The sequence below is a fragment of the Pseudomonas sp. OTU5201 genome, from assembly GCF_038440135.1.
GTDB lineage: Bacteria > Pseudomonadota > Gammaproteobacteria > Pseudomonadales > Pseudomonadaceae > Metapseudomonas > Metapseudomonas resinovorans.
Window position 1 is genome coordinate 21,506 of the sequence record NZ_JASATC010000018.1, and the last position, 17,721, is coordinate 39,226.

19 protein-coding genes are annotated in these 17,721 nt (G+C 64.6%); 12 read left to right on the plus strand and 7 right to left on the minus strand.

The window, feature by feature from the left end; genetic code table 11:
* Positions 1–150 precede the first annotated feature (150 nt).
* The 5 genes from AAHM40_RS13125 to pilT all read right to left on the minus strand — a co-directional run bounded on the left by AAHM40_RS13125 (position 151) and on the right by pilT (position 5,600).
* Positions 151–1,335 carry a trans-sulfuration enzyme family protein gene (locus AAHM40_RS13125; protein ID WP_342245037.1) on the minus strand — a complete coding sequence of 395 codons (1,185 nt, stop codon included), beginning with the start codon at positions 1,333–1,335 and terminating at the stop codon, positions 151–153.
* Positions 1,332–2,711 (minus strand): pyridoxal-phosphate dependent enzyme, encoded by a 1,380-nt coding sequence (locus AAHM40_RS13130; RefSeq protein ID WP_342245038.1) that lies wholly within the window; start codon positions 2,709–2,711, stop codon positions 1,332–1,334. Before AAHM40_RS13130 ends, AAHM40_RS13125 begins: the two co-directional genes overlap by 4 nt.
* 209 nt (positions 2,712–2,920) lie before the next feature.
* The gene (locus tag AAHM40_RS13135) at positions 2,921–3,316 is read right to left on the minus strand and encodes a TM2 domain-containing protein (protein WP_342245039.1); all 396 of its coding nucleotides are present in this window, start codon (positions 3,314–3,316) and stop codon (positions 2,921–2,923) included.
* 76 nt (positions 3,317–3,392) lie between these two features.
* Complete coding sequence (locus tag AAHM40_RS13140; RefSeq protein WP_342245040.1) at positions 3,393–4,538, minus strand: PilT/PilU family type 4a pilus ATPase; 1,146 nt, start codon at positions 4,536–4,538, stop codon at positions 3,393–3,395.
* Positions 4,539–4,565: 27 nt separating this feature from the next.
* Entirely contained in the window at positions 4,566–5,600 is a 1,035-nt protein-coding gene (pilT, locus tag AAHM40_RS13145; RefSeq protein WP_028629028.1) for a type IV pilus twitching motility protein PilT, read from the minus strand.
* 163 nt (positions 5,601–5,763) lie between these two features.
* On the opposite strand from pilT, the gene AAHM40_RS13150 reads away from it, so the two are divergent.
* From AAHM40_RS13150 to AAHM40_RS13205, 12 genes are all read left to right on the plus strand, one after another.
* Positions 5,764–6,459 (plus strand): YggS family pyridoxal phosphate-dependent enzyme, encoded by a 696-nt coding sequence (locus AAHM40_RS13150; RefSeq protein WP_342245041.1) that lies wholly within the window; start codon positions 5,764–5,766, stop codon positions 6,457–6,459.
* A gap of 10 nt (positions 6,460–6,469) precedes the next feature.
* Complete coding sequence (proC, locus tag AAHM40_RS13155) at positions 6,470–7,288, plus strand: pyrroline-5-carboxylate reductase (RefSeq protein WP_342245042.1); 819 nt, start codon at positions 6,470–6,472, stop codon at positions 7,286–7,288.
* A 10-nt stretch (positions 7,289–7,298) separates the two neighbouring features.
* The gene (locus tag AAHM40_RS13160; RefSeq protein ID WP_342245043.1) at positions 7,299–7,892 is read left to right on the plus strand and encodes a YggT family protein; all 594 of its coding nucleotides are present in this window, start codon (positions 7,299–7,301) and stop codon (positions 7,890–7,892) included.
* Positions 7,889–8,185, plus strand: coding sequence for a DUF167 domain-containing protein (locus tag AAHM40_RS13165; protein ID WP_342245044.1), 297 nt, complete (start codon positions 7,889–7,891; stop codon positions 8,183–8,185). Before AAHM40_RS13160 ends, AAHM40_RS13165 begins: the two co-directional genes overlap by 4 nt.
* A gap of 210 nt (positions 8,186–8,395) precedes the next feature.
* Entirely contained in the window at positions 8,396–10,384 is a 1,989-nt protein-coding gene (locus AAHM40_RS13170; RefSeq protein WP_342245045.1) for a dynamin-like GTPase family protein, read from the plus strand.
* Positions 10,385–10,494: 110 nt separating this feature from the next.
* Entirely contained in the window at positions 10,495–11,634 is a 1,140-nt protein-coding gene (gene metX, locus AAHM40_RS13175; RefSeq protein WP_342245046.1) for a homoserine O-succinyltransferase MetX, read from the plus strand.
* Positions 11,635–11,637: 3 nt separating this feature from the next.
* The gene (gene metW / locus AAHM40_RS13180) at positions 11,638–12,258 is read left to right on the plus strand and encodes a methionine biosynthesis protein MetW (protein WP_028629035.1); all 621 of its coding nucleotides are present in this window, start codon (positions 11,638–11,640) and stop codon (positions 12,256–12,258) included.
* A 17-nt stretch (positions 12,259–12,275) separates the two neighbouring features.
* Positions 12,276–12,695 carry a DUF4426 domain-containing protein gene (locus AAHM40_RS13185; protein ID WP_342245047.1) on the plus strand — a complete coding sequence of 140 codons (420 nt, stop codon included), beginning with the start codon at positions 12,276–12,278 and terminating at the stop codon, positions 12,693–12,695.
* Positions 12,692–13,285 (plus strand): RdgB/HAM1 family non-canonical purine NTP pyrophosphatase, encoded by a 594-nt coding sequence (rdgB, locus tag AAHM40_RS13190; protein ID WP_342245048.1) that lies wholly within the window; start codon positions 12,692–12,694, stop codon positions 13,283–13,285. The genes AAHM40_RS13185 and rdgB overlap by 4 nt, the downstream gene beginning before the upstream one ends.
* Complete coding sequence (gene hemW, locus AAHM40_RS13195) at positions 13,282–14,466, plus strand: radical SAM family heme chaperone HemW (RefSeq protein WP_342245049.1); 1,185 nt, start codon at positions 13,282–13,284, stop codon at positions 14,464–14,466. The genes rdgB and hemW overlap by 4 nt, the downstream gene beginning before the upstream one ends.
* A gap of 60 nt (positions 14,467–14,526) precedes the next feature.
* Positions 14,527–14,850 (plus strand): DUF3392 domain-containing protein, encoded by a 324-nt coding sequence (locus tag AAHM40_RS13200; RefSeq protein ID WP_028629039.1) that lies wholly within the window; start codon positions 14,527–14,529, stop codon positions 14,848–14,850.
* Positions 14,851–15,101: 251 nt separating this feature from the next.
* The gene (locus AAHM40_RS13205) at positions 15,102–15,356 is read left to right on the plus strand and encodes a hypothetical protein (RefSeq protein ID WP_280281933.1); all 255 of its coding nucleotides are present in this window, start codon (positions 15,102–15,104) and stop codon (positions 15,354–15,356) included.
* A 141-nt stretch (positions 15,357–15,497) separates the two neighbouring features.
* Here the strand turns inward: AAHM40_RS13205 and AAHM40_RS13210 are convergent, their stop codons facing one another.
* Entirely contained in the window at positions 15,498–16,841 is a 1,344-nt protein-coding gene (locus AAHM40_RS13210; RefSeq protein WP_342245107.1) for a DUF1329 domain-containing protein, read from the minus strand.
* A 153-nt stretch (positions 16,842–16,994) separates the two neighbouring features.
* Entirely contained in the window at positions 16,995–17,714 is a 720-nt protein-coding gene (gene trmB / locus AAHM40_RS13215) for a tRNA (guanosine(46)-N7)-methyltransferase TrmB (protein ID WP_342245050.1), read from the minus strand.
* Between the last annotated feature and the right edge of the window lie 7 nt (positions 17,715–17,721).

Sequence of the window (17,721 nt, forward strand, 5' to 3'; positions counted from 1 at the left end):
CCGGCAAGGTCGGCGTTTTCCTGAAGCACCGTCCCCGGATTGCATCCAGGCTACCAACGCACGCCGAACTGCCCCCTCTCCATGAGGGAGAGGGGTGGGGTGAGGGGGAAAGCCATCAGCCAGCGCGGGGTCGACCCTGGATGGCCGCCTTCAAACCCTCCCCAACGCCTGCGCCAGATCCGCGCGCAGGTCATCCACATCCTCCACCCCAACCGACAAGCGCACCAGCGAATCACCAATGCCCAGCTCCGCGCGGATCTCCGCCGGGATGCTGGCGTGGGTCATGATCGCCGGGTGCTCGATCAGGCTTTCCACGCCGCCCAGGCTCTCCGCCAGCGTGAAGATGCGTACCGCCTCGAGGAAGCGCCGGGTGCCCGCCAGGTCGGCCCGCAGGTCGAGTGAAATCATGCCGCCGTAGCCATGCATCTGCCGCCGCGCCAATGCGTGCTGCGGATGGGACTGCAGGCCGGGGTAGTAGACCCGCGCCACCTGCGGCTGCTGCTCCAGCCAGTAGGCCAACTCCAGGGCGTTGCTGCAGTGACGCTCCATGCGCAGCGCCAAGGTCTTCACCCCGCGCAGGGTGAGGAAGGCGTCGAAGGGACCGGCGATGGCGCCTACGGCGTTCTGCAGGAAGCCCAGGCGCTCGCGCAACAGGTCGCAGCGACTGTCTCCGGAGACGATGGCGATGCCACCGATTACATCGGAGTGGCCATTGAGGTACTTGGTGGTGGAGTGCACGACCACATCGAAGCCCAGCTCGAGCGGGCGCTGCACCCAGGGACTGGCGAACGTGTTGTCCGCCACCAGGATGATGCCCCGCCCCTGGCAAAGCTCCCCGATGGCCTCGAGATCGGCCAGCCGCAGCAGGGGGTTGCTCGGGGTTTCCACCCAAAGCATGCGCGTATCGTCGGTCAGCGCCGCACCGATCGCGCCGATGTCGCTGAAGTCGACGAAGCTGAAGCGGTGTCCGGCGCTGATCCGGCGTACCCGTTCGAACAGGCGAAAGGTCCCGCCGTAAAGGTCATTGCTGGCGACGATGTGGGAGCCACTGTCCAGCAGTTCCAGCACGGTGGCGATGGCAGCCAGCCCGGAGGCGAACGCGAAGGCCTGGGTACCGCCCTCCAGATCCGCGACACAACGCTCCAGGGCCCAGCGCGTGGGGTTGTGGGAGCGGCCGTAGTCCAGGCCCTTGTGCACGCCGGGGCTTTCCTGGGCGTAAGTGGAGTTGGCGTAGATGGGCGGCATGATGGCCCCGGTGGAAGGGTCGGGGGCCTGACCAGCGTGGATCACGCGAGTGGCAAAGGCACGTGCTTCGGCGTCTTCCTGCTGGCTCATGCGAGGGTCCTCCGCAGGTGGTTGAGCAGGTCGGAACGGGTAATCAGGCCATGGAAGCCGGAAGCATCGGCGATGATGGCCACCAGGCCACGGTCCAGCTCGGCCTGCAGTTCAGCCAGGCTTGCGCCCGGCGCCAGCGTCTCCAGGCGCGTGGTCATGACGCTCGCCACCGGCTGGCGGAAGTGCGTGGCATCGGCATGCACGCCGAGCAGGATGTCGGATTCGTCGACCACCCCCGCCAGTTGCCCATCCCGCAGCACCGGCAACTGCGAGACATCCGCCAGGCGCATGCGCTGGAACGCAGTGAGCAGGGTGTCGTCAGGCCCCACGCTGATCACCCGTCCGTCTTCGAAGCGCCGCGCGATGATGTCGCGCAGGTCGCCGTAGCGCTTGCGCGCCAGCAGGCCCTGGTCGGTCATCCACTGGTCGTTGTAGACCTTGGACAGGTAGCGGGTGCCGGTGTCGCAGACGAAGCTGACCACGCGTTTTGGCGTCTTCTGCTCGCGGCAGTAGCGCAGCGCCGCCGCCAGCAGGGTGCCGGTGGACGATCCACCGGGAATGCCCTCGGCGCGCAGCAGCTCGCGAGCGTGGGCGAAGCTCTCTGCATCGCTGATGGAATAGGCGTGGCGCACGCTGGACAAGTCGGCTATGGACGGCACGAAGTCCTCGCCGATGCCCTCCACTGCCCAGGAGCCTACCGTGCCCAGGGTGCCGCTGCGCACGTACTCGGCCATCACCGAGCCCACCGGGTCCGCGAGGATCATTTCCAGCTCGGGCTGTACCCGGCGGAAATAACGGGTCAGGCCGGTGAGGGTACCGGCGGAGCCGACACCCACCACTATGGCGTCCACGTCCTGGCCGGTCTGCTGCCAGATCTCGGGGCCAGTGGTGGACTCGTGGGCCAGGGGGTTGGCCGGGTTATTGAACTGGTCAGCGAAAAAGGCCCCGGGAATCCCCGCCGCCAGGCGACCGGCCAGGTCCTGGTAATACTCCGGATGGCCCTTGCCGACGTCGGAGCGGGTGATGTGTACCTCGGCGCCCATGGCTTTCAGGTGCAGCACCTTCTCGGTGGACATCTTGTCCGGCACCACCAACACCACCCGGTAGCCCTTGGCCCGTCCCACCAACGCCAGGCCAAGGCCGGTATTGCCGGCGGTGGCCTCGACTATGGTGCCGCCAGGCTTCAACCGGCCGTCACGCTCGGCCGTATTGATCATGGCCACGCCGATGCGGTCCTTGATGGAGCCGCCGGGGTTCTGGGATTCGAGCTTGAGAAACAGGGTGCAGAGGCCGGTATCGAAACGCGTGACCCGCACCAGCGGGGTGTTGCCGATCAGGTCGAGGACCGCGGGACGGACATCTTTGGCACTGTTCATGGCGTCACCTCCTTGCGCGACCAGGCAGGCGCGAAGCAGGCGCCCCACGCTGGAAAATAGGCCGCAAGGCGAGGTGCCGCCACGGGTTCCGACGAAGGGGAGAGATGCAGAAAAGGGGAAATGGTAGGCCCTGATGTGCCCGTAGGAGCCAGCTTGCTAGCGAATGGGGCCTTTTCGCCAGCAAGCTGGCTCCTACAAGGACGAGCGGCTCAGCGTGCGTTGAGCACCGACACCTGGGTGTTCAGGGTCCAGAAGTCGTAGAGCACGCCGATCAGGAAGAAGCCGCCGGTGAGCAGGTAGAGGATGCCGCTGATCCACTTGCCTTGGTACATGCGGTGCACGCCGAAGATGCCGAGGAAGGTCAGCAGGATCCAGGCGACGTTGTAGTCGTACTGGCCGGCGTTGAAGCGCAGGCTAGCCTCGCGGTCCATGGACGGGATGAGGAACAGGTCGATGATCCAGCCGATGAAGAACAGGCCCAGGGTGAAGAACCAGAGGGTCCCGGTCACCGGCTTGCCGTAGTAGAAGCGGTGGGAACCGAGGAATCCGAAAATCCAGAGCAGGTAGCCGATGGCCTTGCTGTGGGTGTCCTGACGGGTGTTCATGCTGCCTCCTGCAGGGTGTGAATGTGTCCGGGCACGAAGAAGCCCGCCGAGGCGGGCTTCTTCTTCGGGCGCAAGCTTAACGGAAGCGGCGACCCGGGTCTTCTTCCGAAACCTGCAGCGACAGGCCGTCGCTCATGTGCTGCAGGTGCTCGCCGTCGGTCTCCGAGCCCAGCTTGATCAGCAAGCGCAGGTCGTTTGCCGAATCGGCGTAGAGCAAGGCGTCTTCGTAGGTGATCTCGCCCTGGGAATAAAGGTTGTAGAGCGCCTGGTCGAAGGTCTGCATGCCGTGCTCGGTGGAGCGTTTCATCAGGGCCTTGAGCTCATGCACCTCGCCCTTGCGGATGAGGTCGGCGGCCAGCGGCGTGTTCAGCAGCACTTCGATCACTGCGCGACGGCCCTTGCCATCGGGGGTCGGCACCAGTTGCTGGGCGACGATGGCCTTGAGGTTCAGCGACAGGTCCATCCACACCTGCTGCTGCCGGTCGGCGGGGAAGAAGTTGATGATGCGGTCCAGCGCCTGGTTGGCGTTGTTGGCGTGCAGAGTGGCCAGGCACAGGTGGCCGGTTTCCGCGAAGGCGATGGCGTGGTCCATGGTCTCGCGGGTCCGCACCTCACCGATCAGGATCACGTCGGGCGCCTGCCGCAGCGTGTTCTTCAAGGCCACCTCGAACGACTCGGTGTCAATGCCCACTTCACGCTGCGTAACGATGCAGCTTTGGTGCTGGTGAATGAATTCGATCGGGTCTTCGATGGAGATGATGTGGCCGCTGCTGTTCTTATTGCGGTGGCCGATCATTGCCGCCAGGGAGGTGGACTTGCCGGTACCGGTGGCGCCCACGAAGAGCACCAGGCCACGCTTGGTCAGCGACAGCTTCTTGAGGATTTCCGGCAGCTTCAGCTCGTCGATGGTGGGAATGGTGGTCTCGATCCGGCGCAGCACCATGCCCACCAGGTTGCGCTGATAGAAGGCACTGACCCGGAAGCGGCCGATGCCTCGCGCGCTGATGGCAAAGTTGCACTCGTGGTTCTCGGCGAACTCGCGGCGCTGCTGCTCGTTCATCACGCCGATCACGGTTTCCCGCGTCATTTCCGGCGACATGGGGTTCTTGGTCACCGGCATGATCTTGCCGTTGACCTTCATCGACGGCGGCACGCCTGCCGTGATGAAGAGGTCGGAACCGCCTTTTTCCACCATCAGGCGCAACAGTTTCTCGAATTCCATGACGTTCTCGCTGGCCGCTCAGGCGGATCAGAAGTTTTCTGGGCTCTTGGCCTTTTCCCGTGCGCTCTCGCGGCTGACCAGCCCCTTGGCGACCAGCCCCTTGAGGCACATGTCGAGGGTCTGCATGCCGAGCGAGCCACCGGTCTGGATGGCGGAATACATCTGCGCCACCTTGTCTTCGCGAATCAGGTTACGGATGGCCGGGGTGCCGATCATGATCTCGTGCGCCGCCACCCGGCCGCCGCCGATCTTCTTCAGCAGGGTTTGGGAAATCACCGACTGCAGGGATTCTGAGAGCATGGAGCGGACCATGGACTTTTCCTCGGCGGGGAACACGTCGACTACCCGGTCGATGGTCTTGGCCGCGGAGGTAGTGTGCAGGGTGCCGAACACCAGGTGGCCGGTTTCCGCGGCGGTCAGCGCCAGGCGGATGGTCTCCAGGTCACGCATCTCGCCCACGAGGATGATGTCCGGGTCTTCACGCAGGGCCGAGCGCAGGGCTTCGTTGAAGCCAAGGGTGTCACGGTGCACTTCCCGCTGGTTGATCAGGCACTTCTTCGACTCGTGGACGAATTCGATCGGGTCTTCCACGGTGAGGATGTGGTGGTACTTGGTGCTGTTCAGGTAGTCGAGCATCGCGGCCAGGGTGGTGGACTTACCCGAACCGGTGGGGCCGGTGACCAGCACCAGGCCACGGGGAACGTCGGAGATTTTCTTGAAGATCTCGCCCATCCCCAGGTCTTCCATGCTCAGGACCTTGGAGGGAATGGTCCGGAACACGGCGCCAGCACCGCGGTTCTGGTTGAAGGCGTTGACCCGGAAACGCGCGACACCAGGAACTTCGAAGGAGAAGTCGGTCTCGAGGAACTCCTCGAAATCCTTGCGCTGCTTGTCGTTCATGATGTCGTAGATCAGCGCGTGGACCTGCTTGTGGTCCAGGGCCGGCAGGTTGATCCGACGCACATCGCCATCGACGCGAATCATCGGTGGCAGGCCGGCCGAGAGATGCAGGTCCGAAGCGCCCTGCTTGGCGCTGAAGGCAAGCAGCTCAGTAATGTCCATTCGGTTCCCCAATTCGAAGCAAACGGTTTGCAGACCGCTGAATGATCACTGCGCCGGGCCCGCGGCTATCGAAGCCGACCAGCCTGGCCGTCGCTCGCTACATTTTTCAGCGGCAGTTAGAATGCCGCAGACCCCACTCAGGCCGGGCTGTAGAGCGCAGGTAATGTCCACGATAGCAGACAATATTGCAAAGGTTCGCGCGCGTATCCGTGAGGCGGCGCAAGCCTCTGGGCGAGAATTTTCCAGCATCGGCCTGCTGGCCGTGAGCAAGACCAAACCCGCCACGGCCATCCGCGAGGCCTTTGCCGCTGGCGTGGCCGATTTCGGCGAGAACTACCTGCAGGAAGCCCTGACCAAGCAGACCGAGCTCACCGACCTGGCGCTGACCTGGCATTTCATCGGTCCCATCCAGTCGAACAAGACCAAATCCATTGCTGAACATTTCCACTGGGTGCACTCGGTGGATCGTTTGAAGATCGCCGAGCGCCTCTCCGCCCAGCGCCCACCGCACCTGGCGCCGCTGAACATCTGCCTGCAGGTGAACGTTAGCGGCGAAGTCAGCAAGTCCGGCTGCGCCCCCGAGGAGCTGCCGGCCCTGGCCGCTGCCGTGGCCGAACTGCCGAACCTGCGCCTGCGCGGCCTGATGGCCATCCCGGAGCCCACTGACGACCTGGCGCAGCAGCACGCCGCCTTCGCCCACCTGCGTCAGTTGCAGGCCGCACTGAACCCCGCCCTGGACACCCTATCCATGGGCATGAGCCATGACCTCGAAGCGGCCATCGCCGAAGGCGCCACCTGGGTGCGGATTGGCACCGCGCTGTTCGGCGCCCGCGACTATGGCCAGCTCCCGCAATCATAAGGAAGCATTCATGAGCACTCCCCGCATTGCATTCATCGGCGCCGGCAATATGGCCGCCAGCCTGATTGGCGGCCTACGCGCCCAGGGCGTCGCCGCCGACCATATTCGCGCCAGCGACCCGGGCGCCGAGCAGCGCGCGAAAGTCGCCGCCGAGCACGGTATCGACGTAGTGGAAAGCAACGCCGACGCCGCACAGGGTGCGGACGTGGTCGTCCTGGCGACCAAGCCGCAGGTCATGAAGACCGTCTGCCAGGCCCTGGCGCCCAGCCTAAAGGGCGGCCAGCTGGTGGTCTCCATTGCCGCCGGCATCACCTGTGCCAGCCTCGCCGCCTGGCTCGGCGCGCGACCGATCGTGCGCTGCATGCCCAACACCCCGGCGCTGCTGCGCCAGGGCGTCAGCGGCCTGTACGCCAACGCCGAGGTCAGCGCCGCCCAGCGCGAGCAGGCCGAGCAGCTGCTGTCTGCCGTGGGCATCGCCCTCTGGCTGGAAGAAGAGAAGCTGATCGACGCGGTGACCGCCGTGTCCGGTAGCGGTCCGGCCTATTTCTTCCTGCTGATGGAAGCAATGACCGCCGCTGGCGAAAAACTCGGCCTGCCTCGCGCCACCGCCGAGCAATTGACCCTGCAAACTGCCTTGGGCGCCGCGCGCATGGCGGTTTCCAGCGACGTGGACGCCGCCGAGCTGCGCCGTCGCGTGACCTCGCCCAACGGCACCACCGAAGCGGCGATCAAGACTTTCCAGGCCGGCGGCTTCGAAGCCCTGGTGCAACAGGCCCTGAACGCCGCCGACCGGCGTTCGGCCGAACTGGCCGAACAACTCGGCCAATAAGGAGCTTTCGATGACCGGACTCAACACCGCAGCCATCTATGTGATCCAGACCCTCGGCAGCCTCTACCTGCTGATCGTCCTGCTGCGTTTCATCCTGCAACTGGTGCGTGCCGACTTCTACAACCCCTTGAGCCAGTTCGTGGTGCGCGCCACCAAGCCGCTGCTCAACCCGCTGCGCAAGATCATCCCCGGCCTGGGCGGACTGGATCTCGCTTCCCTGGCGCTGGCCATCCTCGTCCAACTGCTGCTGATGGTCATCACCCTGACCCTGATGGGTTATGGCGTGGGCGGCTACCTGATGCAGTTGCTGATCTGGTCGATCATCGGCGTCACCTCGCTGTTCCTGAAGGTGTTCTTCTTCGCCCTGATCATCAGCGTGATCCTGTCCTGGGTCGCCCCGGGCAGCTACAACCCCGGCGCTCAGCTGGTGAACCAGATCTGCGAGCCGTTGCTGATGCCGTTTCGCAAGCTGCTGCCGAACCTCGGCGGCCTGGATATTTCGCCGATCTTCGCCTTTATTGCGCTGAAACTGCTGGACATGCTGGTGATCGGTAACCTGGCCGCCATGACCGGCATGCCGCAGATTCTCAGTCCCTTCCTATGACCTGGTTCCGCTGGGCAGGCGAGGACCTGATCCTCGACTGCCATTTGCAGCCCAAGGCGAGCCGTGATGAGTTCGCCGGGCTGCACGGCGAGCGCCTGAAGATCCGCCTTACCGCCCCGCCGGTGGAGGGCAAGGCCAATGCCCAGTTGATGGCGTTCCTGGCGGACGCCTTCGGTGTTGCCAAGAGCCAGGTGAGCCTTGAAATCGGCGAACTGAACCGCCAGAAGCGGGTGCGCATCCAGCGCCCGCGCACCCTCCCCAGCCTGCCCGGACTGACCGCTCGGCAACCCTGACCGACCTTAAGGCGGGCTTAGCGCGCCCGGCAATTGACGGCCAACCCCCAAGGCGCATAATGCCGAGCAATGACCAGCTGGCACTCTGCCTTTACCGCATACCGGAGCAAGTCCCCGGATGACGCCGTATGACCGCCAGCACCGTCGACAACCGAATTCGAAGTTCGTCCATTCCCGTACGCAGGATGCGTGATCACGAGGAGAGTCTGAATGAGCATGGAGCGTCTCAGTCAGCAAGTCGACGCCTACGTTGCCTGGAAACGTGAGCTGCTGCGGGAGATCACCCGCTACCGGAGCTGGCTGGAGCACAACCGGCTCAATTCCGACGCGCTCTCGGCCAAGCTGGAACGGGCCCAGCGCCTGCTCCGCACCGATCACATCACCCTGGCCTTCGTTGGCGAGTTCTCCCGCGGCAAGACCGAGCTGATCAACAGCCTGTTCTTCTCCGAGTTCGGCCAGCGCATGCTGCCGTCCCAGGCCGGGCGCACCACCATGTGCCCCACCGAACTGTTCTACGACCCCCGTTCCGAGCGTTCCTACATTCGCCTGCTGCCCATCGAGTCGCGCACCGCTTCCGCCAGCGTGGCCCAGTTCAAGCGCGCACCGCGGCACTGGGTGAACATTCCGCTCGACCCGAGCGACCCGAACAACATAATCCAGGCCTTTGCCCAAGTGGCGCGGACCAAGCCGATGCCAGTCGAGCAGGCCATCCAGCTCGGTTTCCATCCGGACATGCTCGACCCCACCGGCCGCCCGGGTGAAGTGTTGGTGCCGGCCTGGCGTCACGCCATGGTCAACTTCGACCACCCACTGCTACGCCAAGGCCTGCGCATCCTCGACACTCCCGGACTGAACGCCCTTGGCAGCGAGCCCGAACTGACCCTGTCGATGCTGCCCAGCGCCCAGGCCATCATCTTCCTGCTCTCGGCCGATACAGGCGTCACCGCCAGCGACATGAGCGTCTGGCAACAGCACATCCGTCAGCTGGATGAGGACACCCAGTCCCATCTCTTTGCCGTGCTGAACAAGATCGACGTGCTGTGGGATGACCTGGCCGGCGAGACCTTCGTGCAGAACGCCATCCGCCGTATCCAGGAATCGACCGCCCGGCAACTCGGCATCCGCAGTGACGAAGTGCTGCCGCTGTCGGCCAAGCAGGCACTGCTGGCCAAGGTGCGCAAGGACAGTGAACTGCTCGCCCGCAGCCAGATCAGCGCCCTCGAAGAGCTGCTCTGCGACCGGATTGTCACGCAAAAGGAGCGCCTGATCGAAGACCGTGTGGCGCATCAGATGCTGACGTTGCTACAGAACAACCTGCATGTGCTCAACCTCCGCCTGGAGAAGGTCCGCGAGCAGCAGACGATGCTCGACAACCACCAGCAGGACAACGGCCAGATGCTGTTCGAGCTGACCGCACGCACCAAGGAAGACCATGCCCAGCACCATCGTCGCCTGCTCGGCCTGAAGACCAACCAGCGCCTGCTCAAGCGCCAGGGCGATGTCCTGCGCAACGCCGCACGCACGGAGCGCCTGGACGAGCACCTGGCACGCCTGCGCCGCGAACTCACCGGAAGCTGGACCACCGTTGGCATCAACCAGAGCATCCTGCACTTCTTCCGTTCGCTGGAGCATGACCTGCGCAGCCTGGAGCACGAGGCTGACATGGCCAACAAGATGGTCGCGGCCATCTACCGGCGGCACAACGAAGAAAACCCGCTGAACGGCGTCGATGCGCCGCAGTTCAATGTCCAGCGCTACCTGCGCGAGATTGCCCAGCTACGCACCAAGGCCGATCAATTCCGCCTGCACCCGAAGACCCTACTGACCGAACAACGCCAGCTCGGCAAGCGCTTCTTCGACACCCTGGTGCAGGAAGTCATCGGCATGCACCAGCGCCTGCGCCTGGAAGTCGCGCAGTGGGCCAGCGACGCGCTGATGCCGTTGATGCAGCACACCCTGGAACATAAGCAGTTGCTGGAAACCCACATGCTGCGACTCAAGGCCCTGGCCCAGGAAACCCAGCTCACCCGCCAGCGCGGCCAGCAGTTGGAGCGCTATACCGAAGAGCTGGAGCAGCAGATCACCGAGGCCAACGAGATGCTGCGCACCTTCCGCCTCCCTTCACCCATGCGCCGTATGGGCAAGGTGGTCAATCTGCCGGTGGTACCCCGCAAACAGCGTGGCAACGAGTCCGCCTGAACGCCCGCGGCGCCTGATTATTCAACGCTTTAGCCGCCGCCCCCTGCGCTTGCCGCAGGGGGCGGCGCTCTTTAGACTGGCGCCCTTCCCAGATTGAGAGCAGGGTCGCGATGCCCACCGCCATTCCCGCAGATTCCGTCGGCCTGGTAACCCCCCAGGTGCAGCGCTTCAGCGAGCCGCTGGCACTCGCCTGCGGCCGAAGCCTGGCCGACTACGAACTGGTCTTTGAAACCTACGGCGAACTGAACGCAGACCGCAGCAATGCGGTGCTGATCTGCCATGCGTTGTCGGGCCATCACCACGCCGCCGGTTACCACAGCATGGAAGACCGCAAGCCGGGTTGGTGGGACAGCTGCATCGGCCCGGGCAAGCCCATCGACACCCTGAAATTCTTCGTCGTCAGCCTGAACAACCTCGGCGGTTGCAACGGCTCCACCGGGCCATCCAGCATCAACCCGGCGACCAACACGCCCTTCGGCGCCGACTTCCCGGTGATGACGGTGGAAGACTGGGTCAACAGCCAGGCGCGCCTGGCCGACACCCTCGGCATCCAGCAATGGGCCGCCGTGGTAGGTGGCAGCCTCGGCGGCATGCAGGCCCTGCAGTGGACCATCAGCTACCCGGACCGCGTGCGCCACTGCCTGGCCATTGCCTCGGCCCCCAAGCTCTCGGCTCAGAACATCGCCTTCAACGAAGTGGCGCGCCAGGCCATCCTCACCGATCCGGACTTCCACGGCGGTCACTTCCAGGACCAGGGCGTGATCCCCAAGCGCGGCCTGATGCTGGCGCGCATGGTCGGCCACATTACCTACCTGTCGGATGACGCCATGGGCGAGAAATTCGGCCGCGGCCTGAAGAGCGAGAAACTCAACTACGACTTCCACAGCGTGGAGTTCCAGGTCGAAAGCTACCTGCGCTATCAGGGCGAAGAGTTCTCCGGGCGCTTCGACGCCAACACCTACCTGCTGATGACCAAGGCGCTGGACTACTTCGACCCCGCCGCCGCCCACGACGGCGACCTGGCGCGCACCCTGGCCGGTGCCAAGGCGGACTTCTGCGTGATGTCCTTCACCACCGACTGGCGCTTCTCCCCGGCCCGTTCGCGAGAGATCGTCGACGCCCTGACCGCGGCAAGGAAGAACGTCTGCTACCTGGAAATCGACGCCCCGCAGGGTCACGATGCCTTCCTTATTCCAATCCCGCGTTACCTCCAGGCCTTCAGCAGCTACATGAACAGGATTGTGGTGTAACCCATGCGTGCCGACCTAGAAATCATCCAGGACTGGATTCCCGCCGGCAGCCGGGTGCTCGACCTCGGCTGCGGCCGGGGCGAACTGCTGGCCTGGCTGCGTGACAACAAACAGGTCACCGGCTACGGCCTTGAGATCGACCCGGAGAACATCGCCCACTGCATCGACCATGGCGTGAACGTGATCGAGCAGGACCTGGACAAGGGCCTGGGCAACTTCGCCAGCAACAGCTTCGACGTGGTGGTCATGACCCAGGCCCTGCAGGCCGTGCATTACCCCGACCGCATCCTCCAGGAGATGCTGCGGGTTGGCCGTGAGTGCATCATCACCTTCCCCAATTTCGGCCACTGGCGCTGCCGCTGGTACCTGGCACGCTATGGACGCATGCCGGTGTCGGAGTTCCTGCCCTACACCTGGTACAACACGCCGAACATCCATTTCTGCACCTTCAAGGACTTCGAGGCACTGTGCCGCGAAATGCAGGTGAAGGTCCTCGACCGCCTGGCCGTGGACCACGCTCACCGGCACAATCTGCCCAGCCGCGTTTGGCCTAATCTGTTGGGTGAGATCGGCATCTATCGCGTCAGCGGTCCGGGCCTTGCGGACCACCGCGTCGCGGTCTGAATCAAAGGAGTCCTGCCATGCGTCGTCTAGCCCTGTTCCTTTTCGCCCTTTGTCTGGCCCTGCCGGCAGCTGCCGAGCGCAAGCAGACCTTTGGGGACTTGGACGTGCACTACAACGCGTTCAATTCCAGCTTCCTGCAACCCGACATCGCCGCCGCGGTGGGTCTGACCCGCAGCAAGACCCAGGGCGTGGTCAACGTCGCCGTGCTCAAGTCCGGCAAGGCCAGCACCGCCCAGGTCAGCGGCCAGGTGAAGAACCTGCTTGGCCAGGTCACCGTGCTGAAGTTCAAGCAGGTCACCGAGGGCGAGGCCATCTACTACCTGGCGCAGTTCCCCTTCGACGAGCGTGAGATGCTGAACTTCACCCTCAATGTGCAACGCGGAGATGAAGCCCCCCACAGCTTCAGCTTCGACCAGGAATTCTTCCCCGACGAATGATGCCCTTCAAAGAACTGGTGCTGGCCAGCCACAACGCCGGCAAACTCAAGGAACTCCAGGCCATGCTCGGCGACAGCGTGAAGGTACGCTCGATCGCCGAATTCAGCGCCGTCGAACCGGAAGAAACCGGTCTGTCCTTCGTCGAAAACGCCATCCTCAAGGCCCGCAACGCGGCGCGGGTGTCCGGCCTGCCCGCGCTGGCCGACGACTCCGGCCTGGCGGTGGACTACCTCGGCGGCGCCCCCGGCATCTACTCGGCACGCTATGCCGACGGCAAGGGTGACGCAGCGAATAACGCCAAGCTGCTGGACGCCCTGCGTGACGTGCCTGAGGCCGAGCGCGGCGCCCAGTTCATCTGCAGCCTGGCGCTGATGCGACACGCGGAAGATCCGCTGCCGATCCTCTGCGAGGGCATCTGGCGCGGCCGCATCCTGTTCGAAGCCCGCGGCGAACAGGGTTTCGGCTACGATCCGCTGTTCTGGGTCCCTGAAAGCGGATGCTCCAGCGCCGAACTCTCCCCCACCGACAAGAACCAGCTCAGCCACCGCGCCCGCGCCATGGCCCTGCTCAAGCAGCGGCTGGCCATATGAAAGCCAGCGTCGCGCACCCGGGGGCGGGAAGCCAGGCCATCGGCTTCCAGCTGCCCCAGCTGGCGCTCTACGTCCATATTCCCTGGTGCGTGCGCAAATGCCCCTACTGCGACTTCAACTCCCACGCCGCCGGCTCCGAGCTGCCTGAAGAGGCCTACATCGACGCCCTGCTCGCCGACCTCGAGCAGGACCTCGGCCATGTCCATGGCCGCGAGCTGACCTCGATCTTCTTCGGCGGCGGAACCCCCAGCCTGTTCAGCGCCAACGCCATCGGCCGGCTGCTGGACGGCGTCGAGCAGCGGATACCCTTCGCCCGCGATATCGAGATCACCCTCGAAGCCAACCCCGGCACCTTCGAGCAGGCCAAGTTCGCCGCCTACCGCCAGCTCGGCATCAACCGCCTGTCCATCGGCGTGCAGAGCTTCCAGGAAGCCAAGCTCAAGGCCCTGGGGCGCATCCACGATGGCGAGGAAGCCGTGCGCGCTGCCGACATGGCACGCAAGGCCGGCTTCGACAACTTCAACCTGGACCTGATGCACGGCCTGCCAGACCAGTCCCTGGAGGACGCCCTGGAAGACCTGCGTACAGCCATCGCCCAGGGACCGACGCACCTGTCCTGGTACCAACTGACCATGGAGCCGAACACGGTGTTCTGGAGCCAGCCACCGGAGCTGCCCGAGGACGACATCCTGTGGGACATCCAGGAAGCCGGCCAGGCGCTCCTGGCCGACCACGGCTACGCGCAGTACGAGGTATCCGCCTACGCCCGGGACGGCCTGCGCGCACGCCACAACCTCAACTATTGGTCCTTCGGCGACTTCCTCGGCATCGGCGCCGGTGCGCACGCCAAGCTGAGCAGCCCGGAAGGCCGCATCATCCGCAGCTGGAAGACCCGCCTGCCGAAGGACTACCTGGACTCGGCCAAGCGCTACCGGGCCGGTGAGCGCCACCTCGATCACAACGAACTGCCCTTCGAATTCCTCATGAACGTGCTGCGCCTCACGGACGGCGTGCCCGCGGAGTTGTTCACTCAACGCACCGGTATGCCACTGGCCAGCCTGGCGGCGGCCCGTACCGAAGCCGAGGCACGCGGCCTGCTGCTGAAGGACCCGCAACGGCTGGTCGCCACTCACGAAGGCCAGCTGTTCCTGAACGATCTGCTGCAGCACTTTCTGCCTTGACGGGCAGCGTGCGGATTTGGAATCGTCTGCCCCCGAACCACTTCGCCAAGGACCCCCTGGATGGACGTCGTACTGGACCTGATCGCCACCTTGTCGCGCTGGAGCCGCGGCCACCTGCACGATATCGCGCTGGCCATCATGGCCACCGTTCTGGTGCTGTTCGGACCCTCGCTGAACGCCTGGGTGCAGCAACGCATCGGTAGCCTCAACTTCCTCTTCCGTACCCTGCTATTCGTGCTGCTCTGCGCGGTCGGCTACGGGCTGGCCATGATCTACCTCACACCCTGGCTGGCCCAAGGGCTGGGCTACTTCAACAACTACACCCTGGCGCCCGTCCTGCTGCTAGTCTTCTTCGTGATTGGCGTGATCGCTGATCGCAACTGAGAACCCGTTGTACGACCTCGCGAGCTAGAGCCATGCACGGCGAAAACAGGCGAGGACGCGGAGTTTACGAGCTGTAAATGAGCATTACTCACTTCGCTCACCCTTCGGGCCGCGCTGAAGCGCGTTAGCCGCAAGCGGCTTTCCGAGCGTGTTTTTAGCGCAGCAGGGCCGACGCACAGCAGGTCGTAAATGGGTTCTGAGGCCGGCGGCGGCCCCGGCGGCCAATGGCCGCCACTCCAGGGAGCACGCCCATGAAGCCGATCAAGCACCTTTACCTGCACTTTCAGGATGGCCAGCGCCTGGCCCTGCGTTTTCCGCAGCAATCCGCCGACCCGGTGGAAGTCGCCCGCGGCCTGCGCCGCCAGCTGGAATCCCCTTTCCTCAGCATCGAAGTGGATGGCGACCTGCTGCTGATTCCTCGGGAGAGCATCAAGTACATGCAGATCAGCCCTGCGCCCCCTTCGCTGCCGGAATCGACCCTTACGGGGGCAGAGCTAATCAATTGAAAGACGTGCTGAAGGGACGTGGGGGGCACGCCTTTCGCTGCACCAATCGTGGCCAGGCCTGATATCGACCCACTCGGGCTGAGGCTGCGCCCATTAAAAAGCCGCCCCGAGGGGCGGCTGGGATGGCCAGGCAGGCCGGAATCAGTTGCCTTCGCGTCGTAGCGCCTGGGGCGTGAAGTCCCTCGGGCTGAGCGCGGCTTTGAAATCATACATGGGTTCGTTGTTGTCGAGACCATCGACGAAGTAACGATTGCCCACGAAATCGTAGATGGTTTCCAGCGTACTGCCGAACATGGGGACATCGTAGTAGCTGATCGGATGGCTTTCCTGCAGGCCGCTGAGGCGACCGCCCTTGTCGTAGAGGTCGACGGCGAGGATCTGCCAGCTGTCCTCATCCAGATAGAAGCGGCGCTTGGCATAGGGATGGCTGAAGCCCTTGCGCAGGGTCGCCTCCACCACCCAGACGCGGTGCTGCTCGTAGCGCAGCAAGTCGGGGTTCACATAGCTGGCGCTCAAAATCTGCTCATAGGCAATGCCCTTCTGGTGCACCGCGTAGCTGTTGTAGGGCACCAGCATTTCCTGCTTGCCGAGCAACTGCCACTCGTAACGGTCCGGCGCGCCGTTGTAGGCGTCCACCACGTCGGCCGTAGCCAGGCCATTGGTGTCGGGCTGCAGGGTGTCGTACGCCAGCATCGGCAGGCGTCGCACCCGACGCTCGCCACGGTTGAAGCGCCAGGCCTTGCGGATCGACAGCACCTGGTCGAGGGTTTCCTGCACCACCAGCGCCGACCCGGACAGCTTAGCCGGCGCCACGACGCGGTACTTGTAAAAGAACAGGGTGTTCTCCAGGTTCCCCGGCGTCATGCCCTCGCGACCGTAGACGAAGTAGATGTCCCGCTCCAGCTTCAGCAGGTTGTAGCTGCCGTTGGCGAGGACCGCCGCCTGGTTGGTGGTGAAGTGAATCTGCTCACCGCGATAGCGCAGGATGTGGTTCCAGATGGCTTCCAGACCGTTAGCCGGGAGCGGGAAGGGAACACCGGCAGCCACACCTTCCACGCCGTTGCCGCCGGCAATCAGCGAGCCGTTCTCGGCATTGAAGCGGGTCGCGTCGTAGATACGCTGCGGAGCGGCAGCACTGCGGTGGGTCGGGAAAACCCGCAGCCTGTAGTCCGGATGCGCCTGAAGCAGGGCCTTGTGGCCCGGAGTCAGGAGTTGCTCGTACTGGCCGAGGTTCTTGCCGTCGATGACAAAGCGCAGGGCTTCGCCAGCGTAGGGGTCGGGGTGGTGCATACCCGGCTGGTAGCCGGCCGGCGGGGTGGCGAGACCGCCGTCCCAGGCCGGGATGGTGCCGGCGGCATTGCCGGCGCGCTCGCCGCCCATGGGGGTGAGGTCCTGCCCGAGACGGGCGGCCTGGGTAACGTCGACCTTGGCCTGGGCCTGCAGTGCGCAACTGGCCAGAAGCAGATATCCGAATGTTTTCAACAACACAGCCTTCTCCTAACGACGTACTTGGCGCTACGTCGCTCTTATTCTTATGTCGCCCGCTCAGTGGCAGGCGTTGCTATCGTCGGATCAGGTGAGGTGCCGGGTCGACCCGGTCTAGTCAGGTGTACCGATGCGCCGCTGGGCGGCGCCCGGTCAATCGATGCGCTGGAACTTGAGGTCCCAGACGCCGTGGCCGAGGCGTTCGCCGCGGCGCTCGAACTTGGTCACCGGGCGCTCGTCCGGACGCGGGACGTAGCGACCGTCCGCGGCCAGGTTGCGAAAGCCCGGCGCGACGTTCATCACTTCCAGCATGTGTTCAGCGTAGTGCTCCCAATCAGTGGCCATGTGCAGCACACCGCCGACCTTGAGTTTCTGCCGCACGAGTTCGGCGAAGGCCGGCTGGACGATGCGTCGCTTGTGGTGGCGGGACTTGTGCCAGGGATCGGGGAAAAACAGCAGAACGCGGTCCAGACTGGCGTCAGCGACGCAGTCGCGCAGCACTTCCAGGGCATCGCAGCTGTAAACGCGGATGTTGGAGAGGCCCTGGGTCATGGCGCCGTTCAATAGCGCACCGACGCCCGGACGGTGCACCTCAACGCCGATGAAGTCCTGCTCCGGCGCGGCAGCAGCCATCTCCAAGGTGGCGTGGCCCATGCCGAATCCGATCTCGAAAGTGCGCGGCGCACTGCGGCCGAACAGGGCGTCGAAGTCCTGCGGCCCATCGGCCAGCTCCAGGCCGAATTTCGGCCAGCCCTGGTCGAGGCCGCGCTGCTGGCCTTCGGTCATGCGCCCGGCACGCATCACGAAACTCTTGATGGTGCGGCGGTGGCGCGTTTCGTCGGCGGCGGCCGGCGAGCCCTGTTCTTCAATCATGCGTACG